This window comes from Thermus sp. 2.9 (assembly GCF_000794385.1).
GTDB classification, from domain to species: domain Bacteria; phylum Deinococcota; class Deinococci; order Deinococcales; family Thermaceae; genus Thermus; species Thermus thalpophilus.
In genome coordinates, this window is sequence record NZ_JTJB01000004.1 from 43965 (window position 1) to 60144 (window position 16180).

Below are 16180 nucleotides of genomic sequence, written 5' to 3' on the forward strand. Positions count from 1 at the left end.
GCTACCCTCCCAAAAGGTGCCTTAAGGCGGTGGGCAGGTCCTCCCGGCCCCGCACCTCGGCGGTGGCGAGGCCCGCCTGGCCCGCCAAGGCCTCCCGCACCTCCTCCAGGAAACGGCCCTGGCCGTAAGGCCCCTGCACCTGGGCGTAGCCGTAAAGGGCGAGGGTGGGAAGGAGGCGGCGCAGGGCCTCGAGGGCGATGGGGGTATCCCCTTGCCAGTTCTCCCCGTCGGAGAAGTGGTAGAGGTAGCGGTTGTAGAAGGCCTCGGGGTAGGCCTTGAGGATCTCCTCGGCCAAAAGGAGGGCGCTGGAAAGCCGGGTGCCCCCGCCTTCTTGGGCGCGGAAGAACTCCTCCTCAGAGACTTCCCAAGCCTCGGCGTCGTGGAGGAGGTAGCGCCTTTCCAGGCGGGGGAAGTGGCGCTTGATCCAAAGGGTGATCCAAAAGGAGAGGGTCTTCACCAGCCGCAGCTCCTCCTCCCGCATGCTCCCGGAAACATCCAAGGCGAAGAGGACCACCGCCTGGGCGTGGGGCTTGGGCCGCTTCTTGGGGGCCTTGTAGCGGAGGTCCTCCCTTTCGGGAACCAGGCGAGGTTCTTCCGGCCGATACTCCCCGGTGAGGAGGGCCCTCTTCAGGCTTTCCTTCAGGGTGCGGCGCACGTGGCGAAGCCCCCTTGGGCCCTTCCGGGCGATGGTGGCGTAGCGGAAGGCCTCCTCCGTCACCTCTCCCTCCCCCTTGGGCAGGAGGCGCGGTAGGCGCAGGGCCTCCCCCATGAGGTCCAAAAACTCCTCCAGCTCCAGCTCGGCCACGGGGATGTGCCCCCCAGGCCCTAAGGCCTCGTCCCCGGGCCCCCCAAGGCCCAGGCCCTCTCCCAAGGGTTCCCCGTAGACGATCTTGGGAAGTTCCAGCTGGGGCAGGGGGATGGAGACGAGCCGCCCGTCCACCTGGCCGAAGAGCTCCTCCCGGGTCAGGAACTCCCGGGCTCGCTTCCTCACCTCGCCCCGGACGATCTCCTTGAAGCGCTCCAGGTCGCGGGCGATGGGCAAAAAGCCTTCTCCAGGGGTCATCGCTCGCTCCGGGCGAAGAGGGAGGCGGCGAACTCCAAGACGCCAGCGGCGCAGTGCTCGCAGTAGCCGTGGTCGCGGATGAGCCTGGCCTTCACCACGTCAATCTTCGCCTGGGTTTCCGGGTCCACCACCCCCGAGACCAGGGCGGAAAGCCTTATGGTGTCCTTCTGGTCCTCAAAAAGCTTGAGCTCCAAGGCGCGGCGCAGGCGGTCGTTGTCCTTGTAGGTGAACTGCTTCCCCTCCAGGGCCAGGGCCCCGATGTAGTTCATGATCTCGCGGCGGAAGTCGTCCTTGCGGGACTCTGGGATTTCAATCCTTTCCTCCACGGAGCGCATGAGCCGCTCGTTGGGCGGCTCGGGGGCCCCGGTGTAGGGGTTTTTCACCTTCTCCCCCAGCACGTAGGCCTTCACGTGGTCAATGTAGTTGTGGAAGAGGCGGTTCAGGGCCTCCTCGTCGGCGGCGATGGCCCGTTGTACCTCGTTTTTCACGATCTCGGCGTACTCCGCCTTTACCTCCTGCAGGAGGGCCTTGTAGCGTTCCTTGGTCTTCTCGTCGGAGATCAGGGAATGGTGCTTCAGGCCCTCCTCCAGCTCGTTCATCACCATGAAGGGGTTGATGCAGGGCTCCTCGCTGGTGACCAGGACGTTGGAGATCTTGTCTTGGATGTAGCGGGGGCTAATGCCTTCCAGGCCCTCCCGCTTGGCCTCCTGCATCAGCTCCCGCACCGCCTCCTCCGTCCAGCCGGGGAGGAGCTTGCCGTCGTAGAGCTTGAGCTTCTGCATCAGGGTGAGCCCGGCCCGCCTCGGGGGTTCCAGCCGGGTCAGGACGGCCCAGGTGGCGGCCATCTCCAGGGTGTGGGGGGCGATGTGCTTGCCCCGCACCTTGGCGAAGTCCCGCTGGTAGATCTTCACCTCGTCGGAAACCCGGAGGATGTAGGGGACATCAATCTTGATGGTGCGGTCCCGCAGGGCCTCCATGTACTCGTTGGCCTGGAGTTTCCTGTATTCAGGCTCGTTCGTGTGCCCAAGCACAATTTCGTCTATGTCCATCTGGGCAAACTTCTTGGACTTGATCTTGTGCTCCTGGCTGGCGGTGAGGAGGTCGTAGAGGAAGGCCACGTCCAGCTTCAGGATCTCAATGAACTCCACCAGGCCCCGGTTGGCGATGTTGAGCTCGCCGTCAAAGTTGAAGGCCCGGGGGTCGGAGTCGGAGCCGTAGATGGCCACCTTGCGGTAGTTGATGTCCCCGGTGAGCTCGGTGGCGTCCTGGTTCTTCTCGTCCTTGGGCTGGAAGGTGCCGATGCCCACCCGGTCCTTCTCCGAAAGGACCAGCCGCTTCACCCCCACCTCGTGCTCCAAGACCGCGGCCAGGTCCCCTTGGTGGCGGGCCAGGGCTTCCCGCATTTGGAAGCGGCACACCGGGCAGAGGTCCCCCTCCACCTCGAGGGGATACGGGTACTCGGGGTGAAGCGACCGTAGCTCCGCCAAGAACTCCTCCCGGATCTCCTTGGGCAGAAGGTGCAAGGGCTCCTCGTGCATGGGGCAGGGAAGGGGGCCCTCGGGTGTCTTCCAGTAGAAGGTGTAAAGCTTTCCCTCCTCCGTGCGGCTATAGGCTTCCAGCCCCTTCTTGAGGAGGCGGGCGATGGTGCTCTTGGCCGAGCCCACGGGGCCGTGGAGGAGGAGGATGCGCCGCTCGGGCCCCAGGCGGTGGGCCGCCGCCTTCAGGGTGGCCACCAGGCGCATGAGGGGCTTGTCCAGGCCGAAAATGGCGTCCTTGCCCCCCTCAAAGGGGTCGTCAAAAAAGCGGTAGTGGAGGAGCTTCTCCCGGAAGAGGGTGTACTCCTCCACCCCGTGGGCCAGGATCATGTCGTGGACCCGCTGGAAGCTGGTCCTCAGGGGCCTGGGGTCCTCCTTGAGGAGGCGCAGGTAATCGGCGAAGGAACCTTCCCAGCTTAGGGCCCGGTAGGCCTCGAGGTCCTGGCGGCGGCGAATGCGCTCCAGCTCGTTCATGTGCGCCCTCCTTCATAGGGGCTTGGCAGGAGTTGTCATAGCTTACCCCCATTGTAGCACGTCCCCGTGGGGAAATGTGGCCCCGGTCCTAGGCAAAAAGTCCGGAAACCCCCAAGATGTTAGTTTGGTTCAAAAGGCTAAGCTTCCCGCCAAAGCTCGTAAAACCCCCGGGCGTTGTGGAGGAAGTGGGCCAGGATGCCGGGGAGGAGGCTTTCCGTGAGGAGGTAGGCCCACCCGAAAAGAAGCCCGGCCACCCAGGTGTAGAGGGGGTAGGCGAAGGCCCGTCTGGGGGCGGGGTGGAGGAGGGCGAAGAGGAGGGCCTGGAGGAAGACCCCCACCCCTCCCAGCCAGGAGACCAAAAGGCCTTGCACGAGGCCCCGGAAGAACACCTCCTCCGCCACCCCGGAAAGGAGGGCCAGGAGGATAAGTGTACCAGGACCCAATCCCGCATTCTTCAGGGCTAAACCCAGCTCCCGGTGAAGCTTTTCCACCTCCCGAAAAGAGGTGGGGAAAAGGTGCAGGAAGCATTTTTCTAAGCCCCAAAGAAAGAAGAGAAGGGCCAAGGCTAACCAAGGGTCCTGTCCAAACCGGGGTACACCTAAGGGGAGGCCTAAAAGGAGCATTCCGGAGGCTCCAAGGAGGAGAAGCCCCGCCTGCAACAGAAAGAGCACCTGAAGGCTTCGCACGGGCTAGCTTTCGTCCAGTAAAGCGTAGACAAAGCGTAGACGGCTCATTATTCCTCCAGAAAGAAGGGCCCAGGCGCTTTCTCCCCCGAAAAGGCGGTCCCGGATTTCGCTGGGACGCAAACCTTTTCGCTTGAGCAGCAACGCTTGATCGCGAGTCAGTTCTAAAAAATCCACTTTTGCCTTTAGTGCTTTCACGGGTTCTTCCACCGCTCCCGCGTGAGCGCAGAAGAAGCGGCGCGGCGCGAGTTCTATAACTTTCTTCAAGCTATGGATAAGCGCCTGCACGTTAAACCCGGGGGAAGCCAAGTTTGCCTTCACCGAAAGAAACAAATCTCCTCCGAAGACCACACCTGTCTCTTCATCGTATACGATTACATGTTCGGGTGAGTGTCCCGGGGTGGGAACGAGGAAGAAAGAACCCACGCGTTCTGCGGCTTGCGCGGGTACAGGTTTTACCGTTCCCCATACCAGGCGGCGGTATAGCGGAAGAGGCGGGGGGTTTTGTAAAAGGTACGCCGCCTCCTTTCCTGTGAAAATGGGCAAGGAAAGGCGGGATGCTCCGCCAGCATGGTCTTCGTGAGTGTGTGTGATGAAAAGAGCTTCAGCACGGCTGGTATAGCGCAAAGTCCGGAGGGGGCCTGCGTCAATTTGAAATCCTTTGTACTGATAAATATGAACCCCGAAGTTGATCCACCAGGTTAGGGGCGTGACTAGGAAAAGGGTTTCCACGCCGTGACCTAGGGGTTGCCAGTTCCACATGTACCTAGTATAAACTGTAAGAACTCTCGGGCAAGTAAGTGTATCCCAAATTAAATCTCTAAGATTTTTTGGGGGCGGAACCCGAGAGCGTCAGCTGATACCAAATAGAGGGGAATACCCTGGTACGCCGGAAGAAGCTTGCTGGGGTCGGCCCCGTGGAGGTGGCCGTAGACGATGGCGTCCGGCTTAGCCTCGGCGGCCCGTTCCAAAAGGGGCGTGGCTTCCCCCCCGGGGCCGAAGGGGGGAAAGTGGAAGGCCACCACCAGGTGGCGGTAGGTTTTCCCCGCTAGGTCGTTGAGGGAAAGCTTGAGCCTTTCCACCTCCCGGGCGAAGATCTTCTCGTCCTCGAGGCTTGCGGGCGGGTACTGCCAGCCCCGGGTGCCGGCCACCGCCACCCCTTCCAGGACCAGGGCGTCGTTTTGCAGGGCGTACATCCCCGGTGGCAAGACGGCGCGAAGGCGGCTGATGGAGGGCCACCAGTAGTCGTGGTTGCCCTTGAGGAGCACCTTCTTACCGGGCAAAGCGGCAAGGTCTAAGAGGTCGGGAATGGCCTCGCCGAGGCGCATGGCCCAGGAGATGTCCCCGGGGATGAGGACCAGGTCCCCTTCCCCCACCACCTCCCGCCAGCCCCGGAAAAAGGCCTCGGGATGTCCCTGCCAGGCGGGGCCGAAGACGCTCATGGGCTTGGGGTGAACGCGGGAGAGGTGGGGGTCGGCGATGGCATAGACCCGCATGGGCCATAGCGTACCCTAAAGGGGTGGGGAAGACGGAAGCTTTGGCCTACGCCTTTAGGCTCTTGGCCCGCCGGGGGCTGAGCCGGGCCCGCCTTCGGGAAAAGCTCCTCGCCCGCTTCCCCGAAGAGGAGGTGGAGGCGGCCTTGGTGCGCCTGGAGGAACTGGGCTACCTGAACGACCGGGCCTTCGCCGAAACCTTCGTGGCTGCCCGGCGCAAATACGGCCCCGCCAAGCTCCGCCGCCTCCTCTTGGCCCAGGGGGTGGCAGGGGAGGTGGTGGAGGAGGTGCTGGGGGAGGTGGGGGAAGCGGAGGTTTTGGAGGCGGCCTTAAGGGTGCTCCGCCGCTACCCCCGCCGGCACGACCAGGCCAAGGCGGTGCGCTTCCTCCAGGGGCGGGGCTTTCCCCTGGGGGTGGCGCTGGAAGCCTACCGGCTTGCCAAAGAGGAAGAAAACGGGTAAAAAGGGCCCATGCTGAGGTCCACGCTGAGCGCTTCATCCTGGCTCCTCCTGAGAAGGTATACGCTTTAGCCAAAGATCTAGAGGGCCTAAAGCCTTTCCTGAAGGATGTACAGACGCTTCGCCTTCTGCATCAAGAGGGGAACCGGACGCGTACGGAGTGGGTAGGGGTGGCGATGGGTAAGAAGGTCCGTTGGGTAGAGGAGGAAGAGTGGGATGACGCGCTCCTTCGCAACCGCTTTTGGTCGCCCGAGGGGGATTTTGACCGCTATGAGGGGACATGGGAGTTCATCCCCGAGGGTGAGGGTACAAAGGTTGTGCTAAACATAACCTACGAGCTAACCATACCTATTTTTGGTCCCCTTTTGCGCCGGTTAATCCACAAGTTGATGCAGGAAAACGCTGTGTCTGTTCTCAAGGGCCTGGAGGAGCGGGTCCAGTCCGCCTAGTTGCGCAAGCCGCCCGTTTGTTCTACCATGGGCCCTGAAGCCGCCCATGTTTTTGCCGAACGGGGTGGCCTAAGAGCTTTCAGGAGGTCAAAGTGGAAACGTTGCGCGTCTCTTCCAAGTCCCGCCCCAACTCCGTGGCCGGCGCCATCGCGGCGCTTTTGCGCACCAAAGGCGAGGTGGAGGTGCAGGCCATCGGGCCCCAGGCGGTGAACCAGGCGGTGAAGGCCATCGCCATCGCCCGGGGCTACATCGCTCCCGACAACCTGGACCTGGTGGTCAAGCCCGCCTTCGTCAAGCTGGACCTGGAGAACGAGGAGCGGACCGCCCTGAAGTTCAGCATCAAGGCGCATCCCCTGGAGTCTTGAGGGCCGCGAACCCCAGGGCCCTGGCCCTCGCCCTCCTCCTCGAGGTGGAGCGGGGAGGGAGGGCCCAGCAGCTTTTAGACCGGGCGCTAGACCGGGTGGCTTGGTCGGAGCGGGACAAGGCCTACGTGACCCACCTGGTCTACGGCGCCTTGCGCCGGCTTCGGCTTTTGGACCATCTCCTCGCCCCCCACCTGCCCCGCCCTGAAGGTCTGCCCGCACAGGTGCGCTGGGCCTTGCGGCTTGGGGCCTTGGAGTGGCTCTTGGGCAAGCCGGACCACGCCCGGGTGAGCCCCTGGGTGGAGGCGGTGAAGGGGCGCTACCCCCGACTGGCTGGGCTCGTGAACGCCGTGCTTCGGCGCCTGGCGCCCCTCGAGGCCCCGGAGTGCGTGCGCCTATCCCTCCCCAACTGGCTCTGCGAAGCGTGGCGGGGGTTTTTGGGGAGCCTGGCTTTTGCCGAGGGCTTCAACGAGCCCGCGCCCCTTTTCGTCACCGCCGTGCGCCCGGTGGAGGGGCTAAAGCCCGGGCCCATCCCCGATAGCTACGTTTGGGAAGGCCCCAAGGCCGACTTTCCCGCCCTCGGCCTCCAGCCGCAAAACCCCGCCTCCCTCTATGCCGCCCAGCTCCTGGAGGCGGGGCCGGGGGAGCGGGTCTTGGACCTCTGCGGTGGGGCGGGGCTAAAGGCCTTCCACCTGGCAAGCCGCGGGGCGGAGGTGGTTTCCTACGACCTAAACGCCAAGCGGCAGGAGGCGGGGAAGCGCACGGCGCAAAGGCTCGGCCTTCCGGTGGCCTACCGCACCCAAGACCTCACCCTTCCCATTCCCGAGCGGGCCAAGAAGGTGCTCCTGGACGCTCCCTGCACCGGCACGGGAACCTTCCGCGCCCACCCCGAGCTTCGCTACCGCCTTCGCCCCGAGGATCCAAGCCGCATGGCTGAGCTCCAGTTAAAGCTTTTGGAGACCGCCGCCTCCGCCACGGAGGAGGGAGGGGTGTTGGTCTACGCCGTCTGCTCCCTCACGGAGGAGGAGGGGGAGGGGGTGGCCCGGGCTTTCCTCGCTCGGCATCCCGAGTTCGTGCCCGAACCCTTTTCTTGCCCCTTCCCGGTGCTTCGGGAGGGCCTTGGGGTTTACGTGGCCCCGGAAGGAGGCCTGGACGGGTTTTATTACCTGCGCCTGCGGAGGGTAGACTCTAGGGCATGAGGCTTGCCTTTTTGGGCCTGGGCAAGATGGGCCGGAGCATCCTGAAAGGGGCCCTGGAGCGGGGCTTCCTCCGCCCCGAGGAGGTGGGGGTGGTGGGCCGCACGCCCGAGCGCACCCGGGAGTTGGCGGAGGCCTTCGGTATAAGGCCCTTGCAGGTCAAGGACCTGGCCCGGGCGGAGCGGGTGCTTTTGGCGGTGCAACCCCGGGACTTCCCCCACCTGGCCCCGGAGATCGCCTTTCCCCAGGTGGGCTACATCTCCATCATGGCCGGGGTGTCCACCGCGGTCCTTGCCCGCAGGCTGGACACGCGGCGGGTGGTGCGGACCATGCCCAACCTGGCGGCGGTGATCGGGGAAAGCTCCACCGCCCTCACCGCGCTGCGCGAGGCCAAGGAGGCGGGGGATTTGGACTTCGCCCGGGCCCTTTTCGCCACGGTGGGGGACGTGTACGAGATCCCCGAGCACCTCTTTGACCCCTTCACCGCCATGTCCGCCTCCGCCCCCGCCTATTTGGCGGTGGTGGCGGAGGCCTTGGCGGACGCCGGGGTGAAGATGGGCATGCCGAGGGCCCTGGCCCTCCGCCTGGCGGCGGAGGCCTTGGCGGCCACGGGGGAGCTCCTCAAGACCCGCCACCCCGCCCAGCTCAAGGACGAGGTGGCGAGCCCCGGGGGCACCACCATCCACGGCCTCCACGCCCTCGAGGCCCGCGCCCTCCGCGCCGCCTTCTTTGAGGCGGTGGAGGCCGCCACCCGGCGGGGGCACGAACTGGGGGAGGCGGAGTAGGTGCGCCTTTTGGCTCTTTTACCCCTTTTCCTTTTGGCTTGGGCCCAACCCTTCCCCCCAGGGGGAGGCCGCTACGCCTACTCCGACGGCACGCTCCAGGAACTCCTCCTATACCCGGAGGGCTTCCGCCTGCGCTACCTGAAGGAGGGGCGGGTTTTCCGGGAAGACCGGCTCCGCTTCACCCCCGATGGGGTCCACCTCCTGGGCGTGGGCTTCCCCGAGGGGTACTTCCCCTTTGACCCGCCCCTCCTCCTCTACCCGGCCCAGCTCTTTCCCGGGGCGGCCTGGGGGGGAAGCGCCCGCTTCCGGGGGCAGAGGGTGGCCCTTTCCGCCCGGGTGGAGGGCGTGGAGGGGGTGAAGGTGAAGGCGGGGGCCTTCAACGCCTACCGGGTGCGGGTGGCCTACACCACGGAGAAGGGAGGAACCGACCTCAAGGAGCTCTACCTGGTTCCGGGCCTGGGGGTGGTGGCCTACCGGGCGGGGGAGGCTTGGGTGGAGCTCCTCCGCTTCACCCCAGGTGCGCCTTGAAGGAGTAGCGGAGGATCTCCCAATACATCCGCATCCGGTGGAGAAGCCCGGGGAGAAGGCCCCGCTTTTCCTCCTTCATCACCTGGCTCACCCCGGGAAGGGGCAGGTAGCGCACCCGCCAGCCCTGGGCCTTGGCGTAGCGGGTGAGGAGGAGCTCCAGGTCGTAGCGGGCTTTTTCCAGGCCCGGCACCCCCCGTAGCGCCCCCGTGGCCAGGGCCCTCTGCCCGGAGAGGAAGGGGGTGAGGCGCATGGCCAAATCCGTGGAAAGCCGCCCCCCCTGGAAGACGCCCACGGTCATCTCCGCCTCGCCGGCGCGCACGGGGTCCAGGAGGGCCTGGAGGTGTTCGGGCTTGAGCCCAAGGAGGTCGGCGTCCAGGAGGATCACGTAAGGGGTGGCCACCCGCCCGAGCCCGGTGGCGATGGCCCCGCCCTTGCCCCGGTTCTCCCTTAGGCGCACCACCTCCGCCCCCGCCCTTTGGGCCTCTTCCGCCGTGGCGTCTACTGAGCCATCGTCCGCCACCACCACGGGGAAGCCCGCCTCCTTGGCCACCCGCACCACCTGGGCGATGGTGGCGGCCTCGTTGTAGGCGGGGATGAGGACCGTGGCCTCCATCAGCCCCCCAAAAGCCGCCTCAGGTCCTGGAGGGTGACGAGGAGGACCAGGAGGATGAGAAACAGGAAGCCCAGGTAGTGGACCACCGCCTCCTGCTCGGGGCGGATGCGGAGGAAGCGGCCGAGGAAGAGGAGGAGGATACGGCCCCCGTCCAGGGCGGGGATGGGCAGGAGGTTAAAAAGGGCCAGGGAGAGGTTGATGGCCGCCGCGAGCTCCACCAGGCGCAAAAGCCCCTCCTGCGCCGCTCTGCCCGTTTCCGCCACGATGCCCACCGGCCCCATGACCCCGCTATCCGGGTTGCCGGAGAGGACCCCAAGGAGCCCCCCCACCAGGGCCCGCACCATCTCCGGGCCGAAGGCCAGGGTGCGGCCCGCCGCCAAGGCGAGCCCTTCCCCAAAGCCCACCTTGCGGTAGACCACCTCCGGCTGGTAAACCACCCCAAGCCGCTCCATCCCCGCTTCCCAGGTGAGGGTGAGCTGGACCACTTCCCCCCGGCGCAGGAGGGAGAGGGTGTGGGTGCCGGGGGTCTTGACCCGCTCCAGGTCCTGGGGCCTTTGGAAGGGGGTGCCGTCCACGGCGAAGAGGACGTCCCCGGGCTTTAGCCCCACGCCTTCCGCCACGCTTCCCGGCACCACCTCCAAGACCACCGCCCGCCCCGTGGCCTCGGGCACCCCTTGGGCGCTGAAGAGGTAGCCCAAAAGCCCCCAGGCCAGGAGGACGTTCATCCCCACCCCGGCCACCAGGACGAAGAGCTTGCCCAAAAAGGGGAGGGCGTCGTACCCCCGGCCCCGCTCCTCGGGGAGGAGCCCCTCAATGTCGGCGTAGCCGCCCAAGGGGATGGCGGAAAGCCGCCACTCGGTGCCGAAGGCCTCCCGCCGCAGGAGGACGGGGCCGAAGCCCACGCTGAAGGCCTTGACCCGCACCCCCTGGAGGCGGGCGGCCAGGTAGTGCCCGAGCTCGTGGACGAAGACGCTCACGCCGATGATGAGGAGGAACCAAAGAAGGCTCATGTCCACCTCTTGGCCTCTTCCCGGGCCCAAGCGTCCACGGCGAAGAGGTTCTCCCATGTTAGGGGAAGGGTGGGGGTGGCTTCCAGGACCCGGGCGAGGATCGCTGGGATGCGGGTGAAGGGGATGCGACCCGCCAAGAAGGCCTCCACCGCCACCTCGTCGGCGGCGGAGACCGCCACCTGGGCCACCCCGCCCCTCCTTCCCGCCTCGTAGGCCACCTGTAGGGCGGGGAAGCGGTTTAGGTCGGGCTCCAGGAACTCCAAGACCCCGGGGAGGGGAAGGTCTTTTAGGGGGGTTTCCGCCCGCTCGGGGTGGGTGAGGGCGTACTGGATGAAAAGCCGCATGTCCGTGGGGCCGAGCTGGGCTTTGAGGTTGCCGTCGGTGAAGCGCACCAGGCCGTGGACGTAGGCCTGGGGGTGGATGAGGACCTTGATCCTTTCCAAAGGGAAGCGGAAGAGCTCCTTGGCCTCCAGGACCTCGAGGCCCTTGTTGAAGAGGGTGGCGGAGTCCACGGTGACCTTGGGGCCCATCTTCCAACGGGGGTGGTTCAGGGCCATCTCCGGGGTCACCTGGGAGAGGTCCGCCGGTTCCTTGAGGAAGGGCCCTCCGCTGGCGGTGAGGATGAGCTCGGCCACGTCCTCCCGCCTTTCCCCCAAAAGGGCCTGGAAGAGGGCGGAGTGCTCCGAGTCCACGGGAAGGACCTCGGCCCCGTGGGCCTCCGCCTCCTGCCAGAGGAGGGGCCCCGCCGCCACCATGGCCTCCTTGTTGGCCAGGGCGAGGCGCTTGCCGGTTCTCACCGCCGCCCGGGTGGGGGAGAGGCCCGCCAGGCCCGGGATGGCCGCCACCGCCACCTCCGCCTCGAGGGCGGCCACCTCCTCCGGGGTGCCGAGCTTTAGCCAGGGAAAGCGCGCCTTGAGCGCGGGGTGTAAGCTTTCCTCCGCCGCCACCAGGAGGGGCTTCCACTCGGCGATCTGCTGGGAAAGCGCCTCCAGGTTCTTCCCCGCCGCTAGGCCCACCACCTTGTAGCCCCGCCAGCGGCAGACCTCCAGGGCCTGCCGGCCGATGGAGCCCGTGGAACCCAGGATCACGACCCTTTTCATGTGAAGAGCACCACCAGAAAGTACGTGAGGGGGAAGGTGAAAAGCAGGCTATCTATGCGGTCCAAAAGCCCCCCGTGCCCGGGAAGGAAGCGCCCGGAGTCCTTTACCCCGGCGAAGCGCTTGAGCATGGACTCCGCCAGGTCGCCCAGTTGCGCCGCCAAGGAGAGGAGGAGGCTAAAGAGCCAGAGCTCCAAAAGGCCGAAGGGAAACACCTCCCGCACCATTCCCGTGTAGGCCAAGAGGGCCAGAAAGCTCACCAGGATGCCGCCCAAGGAGCCTTCCAGGGTCTTCCCCGGGCTGATCTCCGGGGCGAGCTTCCGGCGGCCAAAGGCCCGGCCCACGAAGTAGGCCCCGATGTCCGTGGCGAAGCTGGCCACGATGGGGAGGCTTAGGGTCCAAAGGCCCAGGTGGCCATCGGGGGTTTCCCGCAGGAGGAGGACGTAGCCCAGGCTCCAAGGTAGATAGAGGAAGGCGAAGAGGGTGAAGACGAAGCGGGTGAGGTCGGCGCCCCGAAGAAGCTCGTAGCTGAAGCTCGCCATGAGGAAAAGCCCCAAGGCCACCTCCCGCCAGGGGACCTGGGGAAAGTGCCAGTAAAGGGCGGGCAAGGAAAAGAGGTAGACGCCCACGCCCCCCAGGTAGAAAAGGGGCAGATTGAGACGGATGTCCCGCCGGGCCAGCATCTCCTTGAGTTCCAGCCCCCCCAGGAGGAGGACCAGGACCAAGGTGGGCAGGATGAGGGCCACCCCGGCCCAGAGGACGAGGAGGAGAAGCCCCGCCCCCACCAAGGCGGAAACCACCCGGGTGGGGAGGTCCTCCCGTCCGGTCATCCCGAACCCCCAGCAAAGGGGGGCGGCTTGCCCACCCCTAGCGCCGGCACCCCGCCCCTCGCCCTGGGCCTAGCCCAGGATCTCCTGCTCCTTCTTCTCCAAAAGCTCGTCCGCCTTGGCGATGAACTCGTCGGTGATCTTCTGGATCTCCGCCTCGGCCCGCTTGGTGTCGTCCTCGGAGAGGTGGAGGTCCTTGGCGAGCTTTTTGAGCTTTTCCAGGGCCTCGCGGCGGATGTTGCGGATGGCCACCCGGCCTTCCTCGGCGTAGTGCCGGGCCGCTTTGACGAGCTCCTTGCGCCTTTCCTCCGTGAGGGGGGGGATGTTGATGTAAAGGGCGTCCCCCTTGTTGGCGGGGTTGAGGCCGAGGTCGGAGTCGCGGATGGCTTTTTCAATGGCTTTTAAGGCGTTTTGGTCCCAGGACTGGACCACCAGGGTCCGGGCGTCCGGGGCGCTGACGGTGGCGATCTGGTTGAGGGGGACGTGGGTGCCGTAGTACTCCACCTTGAGGTGGAGGAGAAGCGCGGGGTTGGCCCGCCCCGAGCGCAGGCCCGCCAGGTTGTGCTCCAGGGCCTCGAGGCTCTTTTGCATGTGGCTTCGGGTTTCCGCGTACAGCTCCTTCAGGGTCATGGCGCCTCCTTTCTAGGTGTGGATGAGGGTGCCCACCTTTTCCCCCTGGATAATACCCACCAAGGCGCCCGGCTTGAAGATGTCAAACACCACGATGGGAAGCCCCGCCTCCATGCACAGGGTGATGGCGGTGGTGTCCATGACCTGGAGGCCGCGGTTTAGGACCTCCAGGTAGGTGAGCTCGTCAAAGCGCACGGCGTTTGGGTTCTTGCGGGGGTCATCGGAGTAAACCCCGTCCACCTTGTTCTTGGCCATGAGGACCACCTCGGCCCCCACCTCCAAGGCCCTGAGGGCGGCGGCGGTGTCGGTGGAGAAGAAGGGGTTGCCCGTGCCCCCGCCGAAGATGACGATGCGCTCCTTCTCCAGGTGCCTTAAGGCGCGGCGGCGGATGTAGGGCTCCGCCACCTGGGTGATGGTGAGGGCGGTCTGGACCCGGGTGGGGATGCCCAAGGCCTCCAGGGCGTCCTGCAGGGCCAGGGCGTTCATGATGGTGGCCAGCATGCCGATGTAGTCGGCGGTGGCCCGGTCCATGCCCACGCCTTGGCGCGCTCCGCGCCAGAGATTCCCAGCCCCGATGACGATGGCGAGCTGCACCCCGGTTTCGTAGGCGGCCTTGATCTCCCGGGCCAAGGCCTTGGTGGCCTCGGGCTCTATGCCGAAGCCGTTGGAGGTTAAGGAACTCGCCGGAAAGCTTGAGAGGACGCGCTTGTACTTCATGGCTCTAGGAGAAACCGGGGCCCTTGGGGTTTGGGCCCCGGCTTGGCCGCATGGCTTACGCCCCCAGTTCCAGGCGGCAGAAGCGCCGCACCACGATGTTTTCCCCGGTCTTGGCGATGGCCTCTTGGATGAGCTCCTTCACCTTGACCTTCTCGTCCTTGACGAAGGGCTGCTCCAGGAGGACCACCTCCTCCAGGTACTTCTTCAGGCGGCCTTCGGCGATCTTCTCGGCGATCTGCTGCGGCTTGCCCTCGTTGAGGGCGGCTTGGATGTAGATCTGCCGCTCCTTCTCCAGCTCCTCCGCCGGGATCTCCTCGGCGGAGATGTAGCGGGGGTTCATCATGGCGATGTGCATGGCCAAATCCTTGGCCAGGGCTTGGAAGAGCTCGTTGCGGGCCACGAAGTCGGTCTCGCAGTTGACCTCCACCAACACCCCCACCCGCTGGTTGTGGTGGATGTAGTGGCCGATGATCCCTTCGCGGGCCTCCCGCTCCGCCTTCTTGGCGGCCTTCATGGCCCCCCGCTCCCGGAGGAGCTGCACCGCCTTTTCCTCGTTCCAGCCGGCGTCCTCGAGGGCCTTCTTCACGTCCATCATCCCGGCCCCCGTGGCCTCGCGCAGCTTCTTGATGAGTTCCATCTGGCTCATGCTTCCACCTCGTCCTCGCCGCCAAAGTCCTCGGCGGCCGTCTGGGCCTGGCGCTCCGCTTCTTCCACCAGGGCGTAGGAGGGGGAGGGCTCCACCACCCCGCCCCGGGCTTGAATGATCAGGTCCGCCGCCCGGGAGAGGATGAGCTGGATGGAGCGGATGGCGTCGTCGTTGCCGGGGATGATGTAGTCCACCAGGTCGGGGTCGGAGTCGGTGTCCGCCAGGGCGATGACGGGGATGAAGAGCTTCCTCGCCTCCCGCACCGCGATGGCCTCCTTGGTGGGGTCCACCACGAAGATGGCGTCGGGCAGGCGCTTCAGGCGGCGGAAGCCCGAGAGGTACTTCTGCAGGCGCTCCAGCTCGTGTTTCAGGCGCACCTGCTCCTTCTTGGGCCGCTCTTGGATGGCTTCGGAGGCGAAGAGGGCCTCCAGCTCTTCCAGGCGGTTCACCCGCTGGGCGATGGTCTTGAAGTTGGTGAGCATCCCGCCCAACCAGCGCTGGTTCACGTAGGGCATCCCCGCCCGGTCCGCTTCCATGCGCACGATGTCCTGGGCCTGCTTCTTGGTGCCCACGAAGAGCACCGTGCCGCCCCGCATGGCCAGGTCCTCGAGGAAGCGGAAGGTGCGCTCCAGCTCCACCATGGTCTTTTGCAGGTCAATGATGTGGATGCCGTTGCGCTCCGCATAGATATAGCGGGCGAACTTGGGGTTCCAACGCTTGCGCTCGTGGCCGAAGTGCACCCCGGCTTCCAAAAGTTCCTTCACGCTGATGTTTACAGGCATATTCCTCCCGTTCGGGGAAGGTTGGGCTTGGCGTTCCCCGTGCGCCGGCCTCGTTCCCGCAGGACCTTCCCCTGCCTGGCGGGCTGGTCCGGCACACCTCTCCGATTATAGAGGGGCTTTCCCCTTTGCGTAAGCCCCCCCTTTGGGCTATACTCCCTAGGGCGTGGGGCGGTAGCTCAGAGGGAGAGCACCCGCCTTGCAAGCGGGAGGTCAGGGGTTCAAATCCCCTCCGCTCCACCAGCTTCAGGACGCAAAGCTTCACCCCCCGGTAGCGTGGCCGGGGGGTGGTTCTGTTAGCTTATGGTTAGCTTATCTAGGCCTGCCCTCGAGGCCCGGTCAGGTCCTCTGGGTCCAGGACCCAGCTCCGCCGCTCCTCCTGGAGGTGCCGGTAGACATTGAGGGTGATGATGTAGCGGGACTACTCCGGGCTATTCCTTCTCCTGAGGGCCCCGCATCGTTTCCCCCGGCCTGGTGGCGGGAGGTGCTCAAGGAGGCCCTTGTCTCCTGGCAGCAACGGCTCTATCCCCCTGGCCTCGTTGGAACTTAAGGGGGGGAAGGTCAGCAGAAGCCTCATGGGCTTGCCTTGCAAACCTCGTCTACGGTATACATCCTAGCGCCATGGGCAAGCGCGGCTTTCCCCGGCGAGAACCGAGCCCCAAAGAGGTCCTCACCCACCGCCTCCGCCTCGCCCAGGAGGTGGCCCCTCCCACCCCCACGGGCCGAAGGGGCAGACCCTGGCGCTACCCCCACGCCCTCTACCTCGCCCTCCTCCTAGGCAAGTTACGCTTCGCGTGACCCGCGCCTTCTACAAGCTCACCTACCGGAAAACCGA

Annotated in this window: 19 protein-coding genes, 1 tRNA gene and 1 pseudogene; 8 read left to right on the plus strand and 13 right to left on the minus strand. The window is 65.7% G+C overall.

Annotated elements, in window-relative coordinates; translation table 11 throughout:
• Position 1 precedes the first annotated feature (1 nt).
• The 5 genes from QT17_RS03530 to QT17_RS03545 all read right to left on the minus strand — a co-directional run bounded on the left by QT17_RS03530 (position 2) and on the right by QT17_RS03545 (position 5251).
• Positions 2 to 1063, minus strand: a complete 1062-nt coding sequence (locus tag QT17_RS03530) for a DUF444 family protein (RefSeq protein WP_039456412.1) — start codon at positions 1061 to 1063, stop codon at positions 2 to 4.
• Positions 1060 to 3072, minus strand: a complete 2013-nt coding sequence (locus QT17_RS03535; RefSeq protein ID WP_039456420.1) for a PrkA family serine protein kinase — start codon at positions 3070 to 3072, stop codon at positions 1060 to 1062. Before QT17_RS03535 ends, QT17_RS03530 begins: the two co-directional genes overlap by 4 nt.
• A gap of 137 nt (positions 3073 to 3209) precedes the next feature.
• The gene (locus QT17_RS03540; RefSeq protein WP_081995764.1) at positions 3210 to 3695 is read right to left on the minus strand and encodes a CPBP family intramembrane glutamic endopeptidase; all 486 of its coding nucleotides are present in this window, start codon (positions 3693 to 3695) and stop codon (positions 3210 to 3212) included.
• A gap of 66 nt (positions 3696 to 3761) precedes the next feature.
• On the minus strand, positions 3762 to 4517 hold the full coding sequence (locus QT17_RS13225; RefSeq protein WP_081995763.1) for an MBL fold metallo-hydrolase: 756 nt from the start codon (positions 4515 to 4517) through the stop codon (positions 3762 to 3764).
• 50 nt (positions 4518 to 4567) lie between these two features.
• Entirely contained in the window at positions 4568 to 5251 is a 684-nt protein-coding gene (locus tag QT17_RS03545) for a metallophosphoesterase (protein ID WP_039456424.1), read from the minus strand.
• A gap of 23 nt (positions 5252 to 5274) precedes the next feature.
• Here QT17_RS03545 and QT17_RS03550 point away from each other — a divergent pair, with 23 nt between their 5' ends.
• The 6 genes and pseudogenes from QT17_RS03550 (at position 5275) to QT17_RS03575 (ending at position 9026) form a co-directional block, all read left to right on the plus strand.
• On the plus strand, positions 5275 to 5709 hold the full coding sequence (locus QT17_RS03550) for a regulatory protein RecX (protein WP_039456426.1): 435 nt from the start codon (positions 5275 to 5277) through the stop codon (positions 5707 to 5709).
• Positions 5710 to 5723: 14 nt separating this feature from the next.
• Positions 5724 to 6155, plus strand: a pseudogene (locus tag QT17_RS03555) (type II toxin-antitoxin system RatA family toxin); the annotation flags it as partial.
• Positions 6156 to 6247: 92 nt separating this feature from the next.
• Positions 6248 to 6520, plus strand: coding sequence for a stage V sporulation protein S (locus QT17_RS03560; RefSeq protein WP_014515944.1), 273 nt, complete (start codon positions 6248 to 6250; stop codon positions 6518 to 6520).
• Positions 6517 to 7716 carry an RsmB/NOP family class I SAM-dependent RNA methyltransferase gene (locus tag QT17_RS03565; protein WP_039456433.1) on the plus strand — a complete coding sequence of 400 codons (1200 nt, stop codon included), beginning with the start codon at positions 6517 to 6519 and terminating at the stop codon, positions 7714 to 7716. Before QT17_RS03560 ends, QT17_RS03565 begins: the two co-directional genes overlap by 4 nt.
• On the plus strand, positions 7713 to 8498 hold the full coding sequence (gene proC / locus QT17_RS03570; protein WP_039456435.1) for a pyrroline-5-carboxylate reductase: 786 nt from the start codon (positions 7713 to 7715) through the stop codon (positions 8496 to 8498). Before QT17_RS03565 ends, proC begins: the two co-directional genes overlap by 4 nt.
• On the plus strand, positions 8499 to 9026 hold the full coding sequence (locus QT17_RS03575; RefSeq protein ID WP_039456438.1) for a hypothetical protein: 528 nt from the start codon (positions 8499 to 8501) through the stop codon (positions 9024 to 9026).
• Here the strand turns inward: QT17_RS03575 and QT17_RS03580 are convergent.
• The 8 genes from QT17_RS03580 to rpsB form a co-directional block, all read right to left on the minus strand.
• Positions 9007 to 9639: a glycosyltransferase family 2 protein gene (locus tag QT17_RS03580; RefSeq protein ID WP_039456440.1), complete on the minus strand. Its 633-nt coding sequence runs from the start codon at positions 9637 to 9639 to the stop codon at positions 9007 to 9009. The genes QT17_RS03575 and QT17_RS03580 overlap by 20 nt on opposite strands.
• Complete coding sequence (locus QT17_RS03585; RefSeq protein WP_039456442.1) at positions 9639 to 10649, minus strand: RIP metalloprotease; 1011 nt, start codon at positions 10647 to 10649, stop codon at positions 9639 to 9641. The genes QT17_RS03580 and QT17_RS03585 overlap by 1 nt, the downstream gene beginning before the upstream one ends.
• Positions 10646 to 11749: a 1-deoxy-D-xylulose-5-phosphate reductoisomerase gene (gene dxr / locus QT17_RS03590; protein WP_039456444.1), complete on the minus strand. Its 1104-nt coding sequence runs from the start codon at positions 11747 to 11749 to the stop codon at positions 10646 to 10648. Before dxr ends, QT17_RS03585 begins: the two co-directional genes overlap by 4 nt.
• Positions 11746 to 12576 carry a phosphatidate cytidylyltransferase gene (locus tag QT17_RS03595; protein ID WP_039456446.1) on the minus strand — a complete coding sequence of 277 codons (831 nt, stop codon included), beginning with the start codon at positions 12574 to 12576 and terminating at the stop codon, positions 11746 to 11748. Before QT17_RS03595 ends, dxr begins: the two co-directional genes overlap by 4 nt.
• 69 nt (positions 12577 to 12645) lie before the next feature.
• The gene (gene frr, locus QT17_RS03600; protein WP_039456448.1) at positions 12646 to 13203 is read right to left on the minus strand and encodes a ribosome recycling factor; all 558 of its coding nucleotides are present in this window, start codon (positions 13201 to 13203) and stop codon (positions 12646 to 12648) included.
• Positions 13204 to 13215: 12 nt separating this feature from the next.
• A complete protein-coding gene (gene pyrH, locus QT17_RS03605; protein WP_039456450.1) occupies positions 13216 to 13920 on the minus strand; it encodes a UMP kinase in 705 nt (234 codons plus the stop codon).
• 55 nt (positions 13921 to 13975) lie between these two features.
• The gene (tsf, locus tag QT17_RS03610) at positions 13976 to 14566 is read right to left on the minus strand and encodes a translation elongation factor Ts (RefSeq protein WP_039456454.1); all 591 of its coding nucleotides are present in this window, start codon (positions 14564 to 14566) and stop codon (positions 13976 to 13978) included.
• Entirely contained in the window at positions 14563 to 15348 is a 786-nt protein-coding gene (rpsB, locus tag QT17_RS03615) for a 30S ribosomal protein S2 (RefSeq protein ID WP_039456456.1), read from the minus strand. Before rpsB ends, tsf begins: the two co-directional genes overlap by 4 nt.
• A 165-nt stretch (positions 15349 to 15513) precedes the next feature.
• Between rpsB and QT17_RS03620 the strand changes: the two genes are divergently transcribed.
• Positions 15514 to 15588, plus strand: a tRNA-Ala gene (locus QT17_RS03620).
• A gap of 378 nt (positions 15589 to 15966) precedes the next feature.
• Complete coding sequence (locus tag QT17_RS13955) at positions 15967 to 16143, plus strand: hypothetical protein (RefSeq protein ID WP_200883376.1); 177 nt, start codon at positions 15967 to 15969, stop codon at positions 16141 to 16143.
• Positions 16144 to 16180 lie beyond the last annotated feature (37 nt).

Bases quoted from the DNA above. Each gene is read 5' to 3' on its own strand.
- QT17_RS03530 (WP_039456412.1), bottom strand. From the start codon at position 1,063: ATGACCCCTGGAGAAGGCTTTTTGCCCATCGCCCGCGACCTGGAGCGC.
- QT17_RS03535 (WP_039456420.1), bottom strand. From the start codon at position 3,072: ATGAACGAGCTGGAGCGCATTCGCCGCCGCCAGGACCTCGAGGCCTAC.
- QT17_RS03540 (WP_081995764.1), bottom strand. From the start codon at position 3,695: ATGCTCCTTTTAGGCCTCCCCTTAGGTGTACCCCGGTTTGGACAGGAC.
- QT17_RS13225 (WP_081995763.1), bottom strand. From the start codon at position 4,517: ATGTGGAACTGGCAACCCCTAGGTCACGGCGTGGAAACCCTTTTCCTA.
- QT17_RS03545 (WP_039456424.1), bottom strand. From the start codon at position 5,251: ATGCGGGTCTATGCCATCGCCGACCCCCACCTCTCCCGCGTTCACCCC.
- proC (WP_039456435.1), top strand. From the start codon at position 7,713: ATGAGGCTTGCCTTTTTGGGCCTGGGCAAGATGGGCCGGAGCATCCTG.
- QT17_RS03580 (WP_039456440.1), bottom strand. From the start codon at position 9,639: ATGGAGGCCACGGTCCTCATCCCCGCCTACAACGAGGCCGCCACCATC.
- QT17_RS03585 (WP_039456442.1), bottom strand. From the start codon at position 10,649: ATGAGCCTTCTTTGGTTCCTCCTCATCATCGGCGTGAGCGTCTTCGTC.
- dxr (WP_039456444.1), bottom strand. From the start codon at position 11,749: ATGAAAAGGGTCGTGATCCTGGGTTCCACGGGCTCCATCGGCCGGCAG.
- QT17_RS03595 (WP_039456446.1), bottom strand. From the start codon at position 12,576: ATGACCGGACGGGAGGACCTCCCCACCCGGGTGGTTTCCGCCTTGGTG.
- frr (WP_039456448.1), bottom strand. From the start codon at position 13,203: ATGACCCTGAAGGAGCTGTACGCGGAAACCCGAAGCCACATGCAAAAG.
- pyrH (WP_039456450.1), bottom strand. From the start codon at position 13,920: ATGAAGTACAAGCGCGTCCTCTCAAGCTTTCCGGCGAGTTCCTTAACC.
- tsf (WP_039456454.1), bottom strand. From the start codon at position 14,566: ATGAGCCAGATGGAACTCATCAAGAAGCTGCGCGAGGCCACGGGGGCC.
- rpsB (WP_039456456.1), bottom strand. From the start codon at position 15,348: ATGCCTGTAAACATCAGCGTGAAGGAACTTTTGGAAGCCGGGGTGCAC.
- QT17_RS13955 (WP_200883376.1), top strand. From the start codon at position 15,967: ATGGGCAAGCGCGGCTTTCCCCGGCGAGAACCGAGCCCCAAAGAGGTC.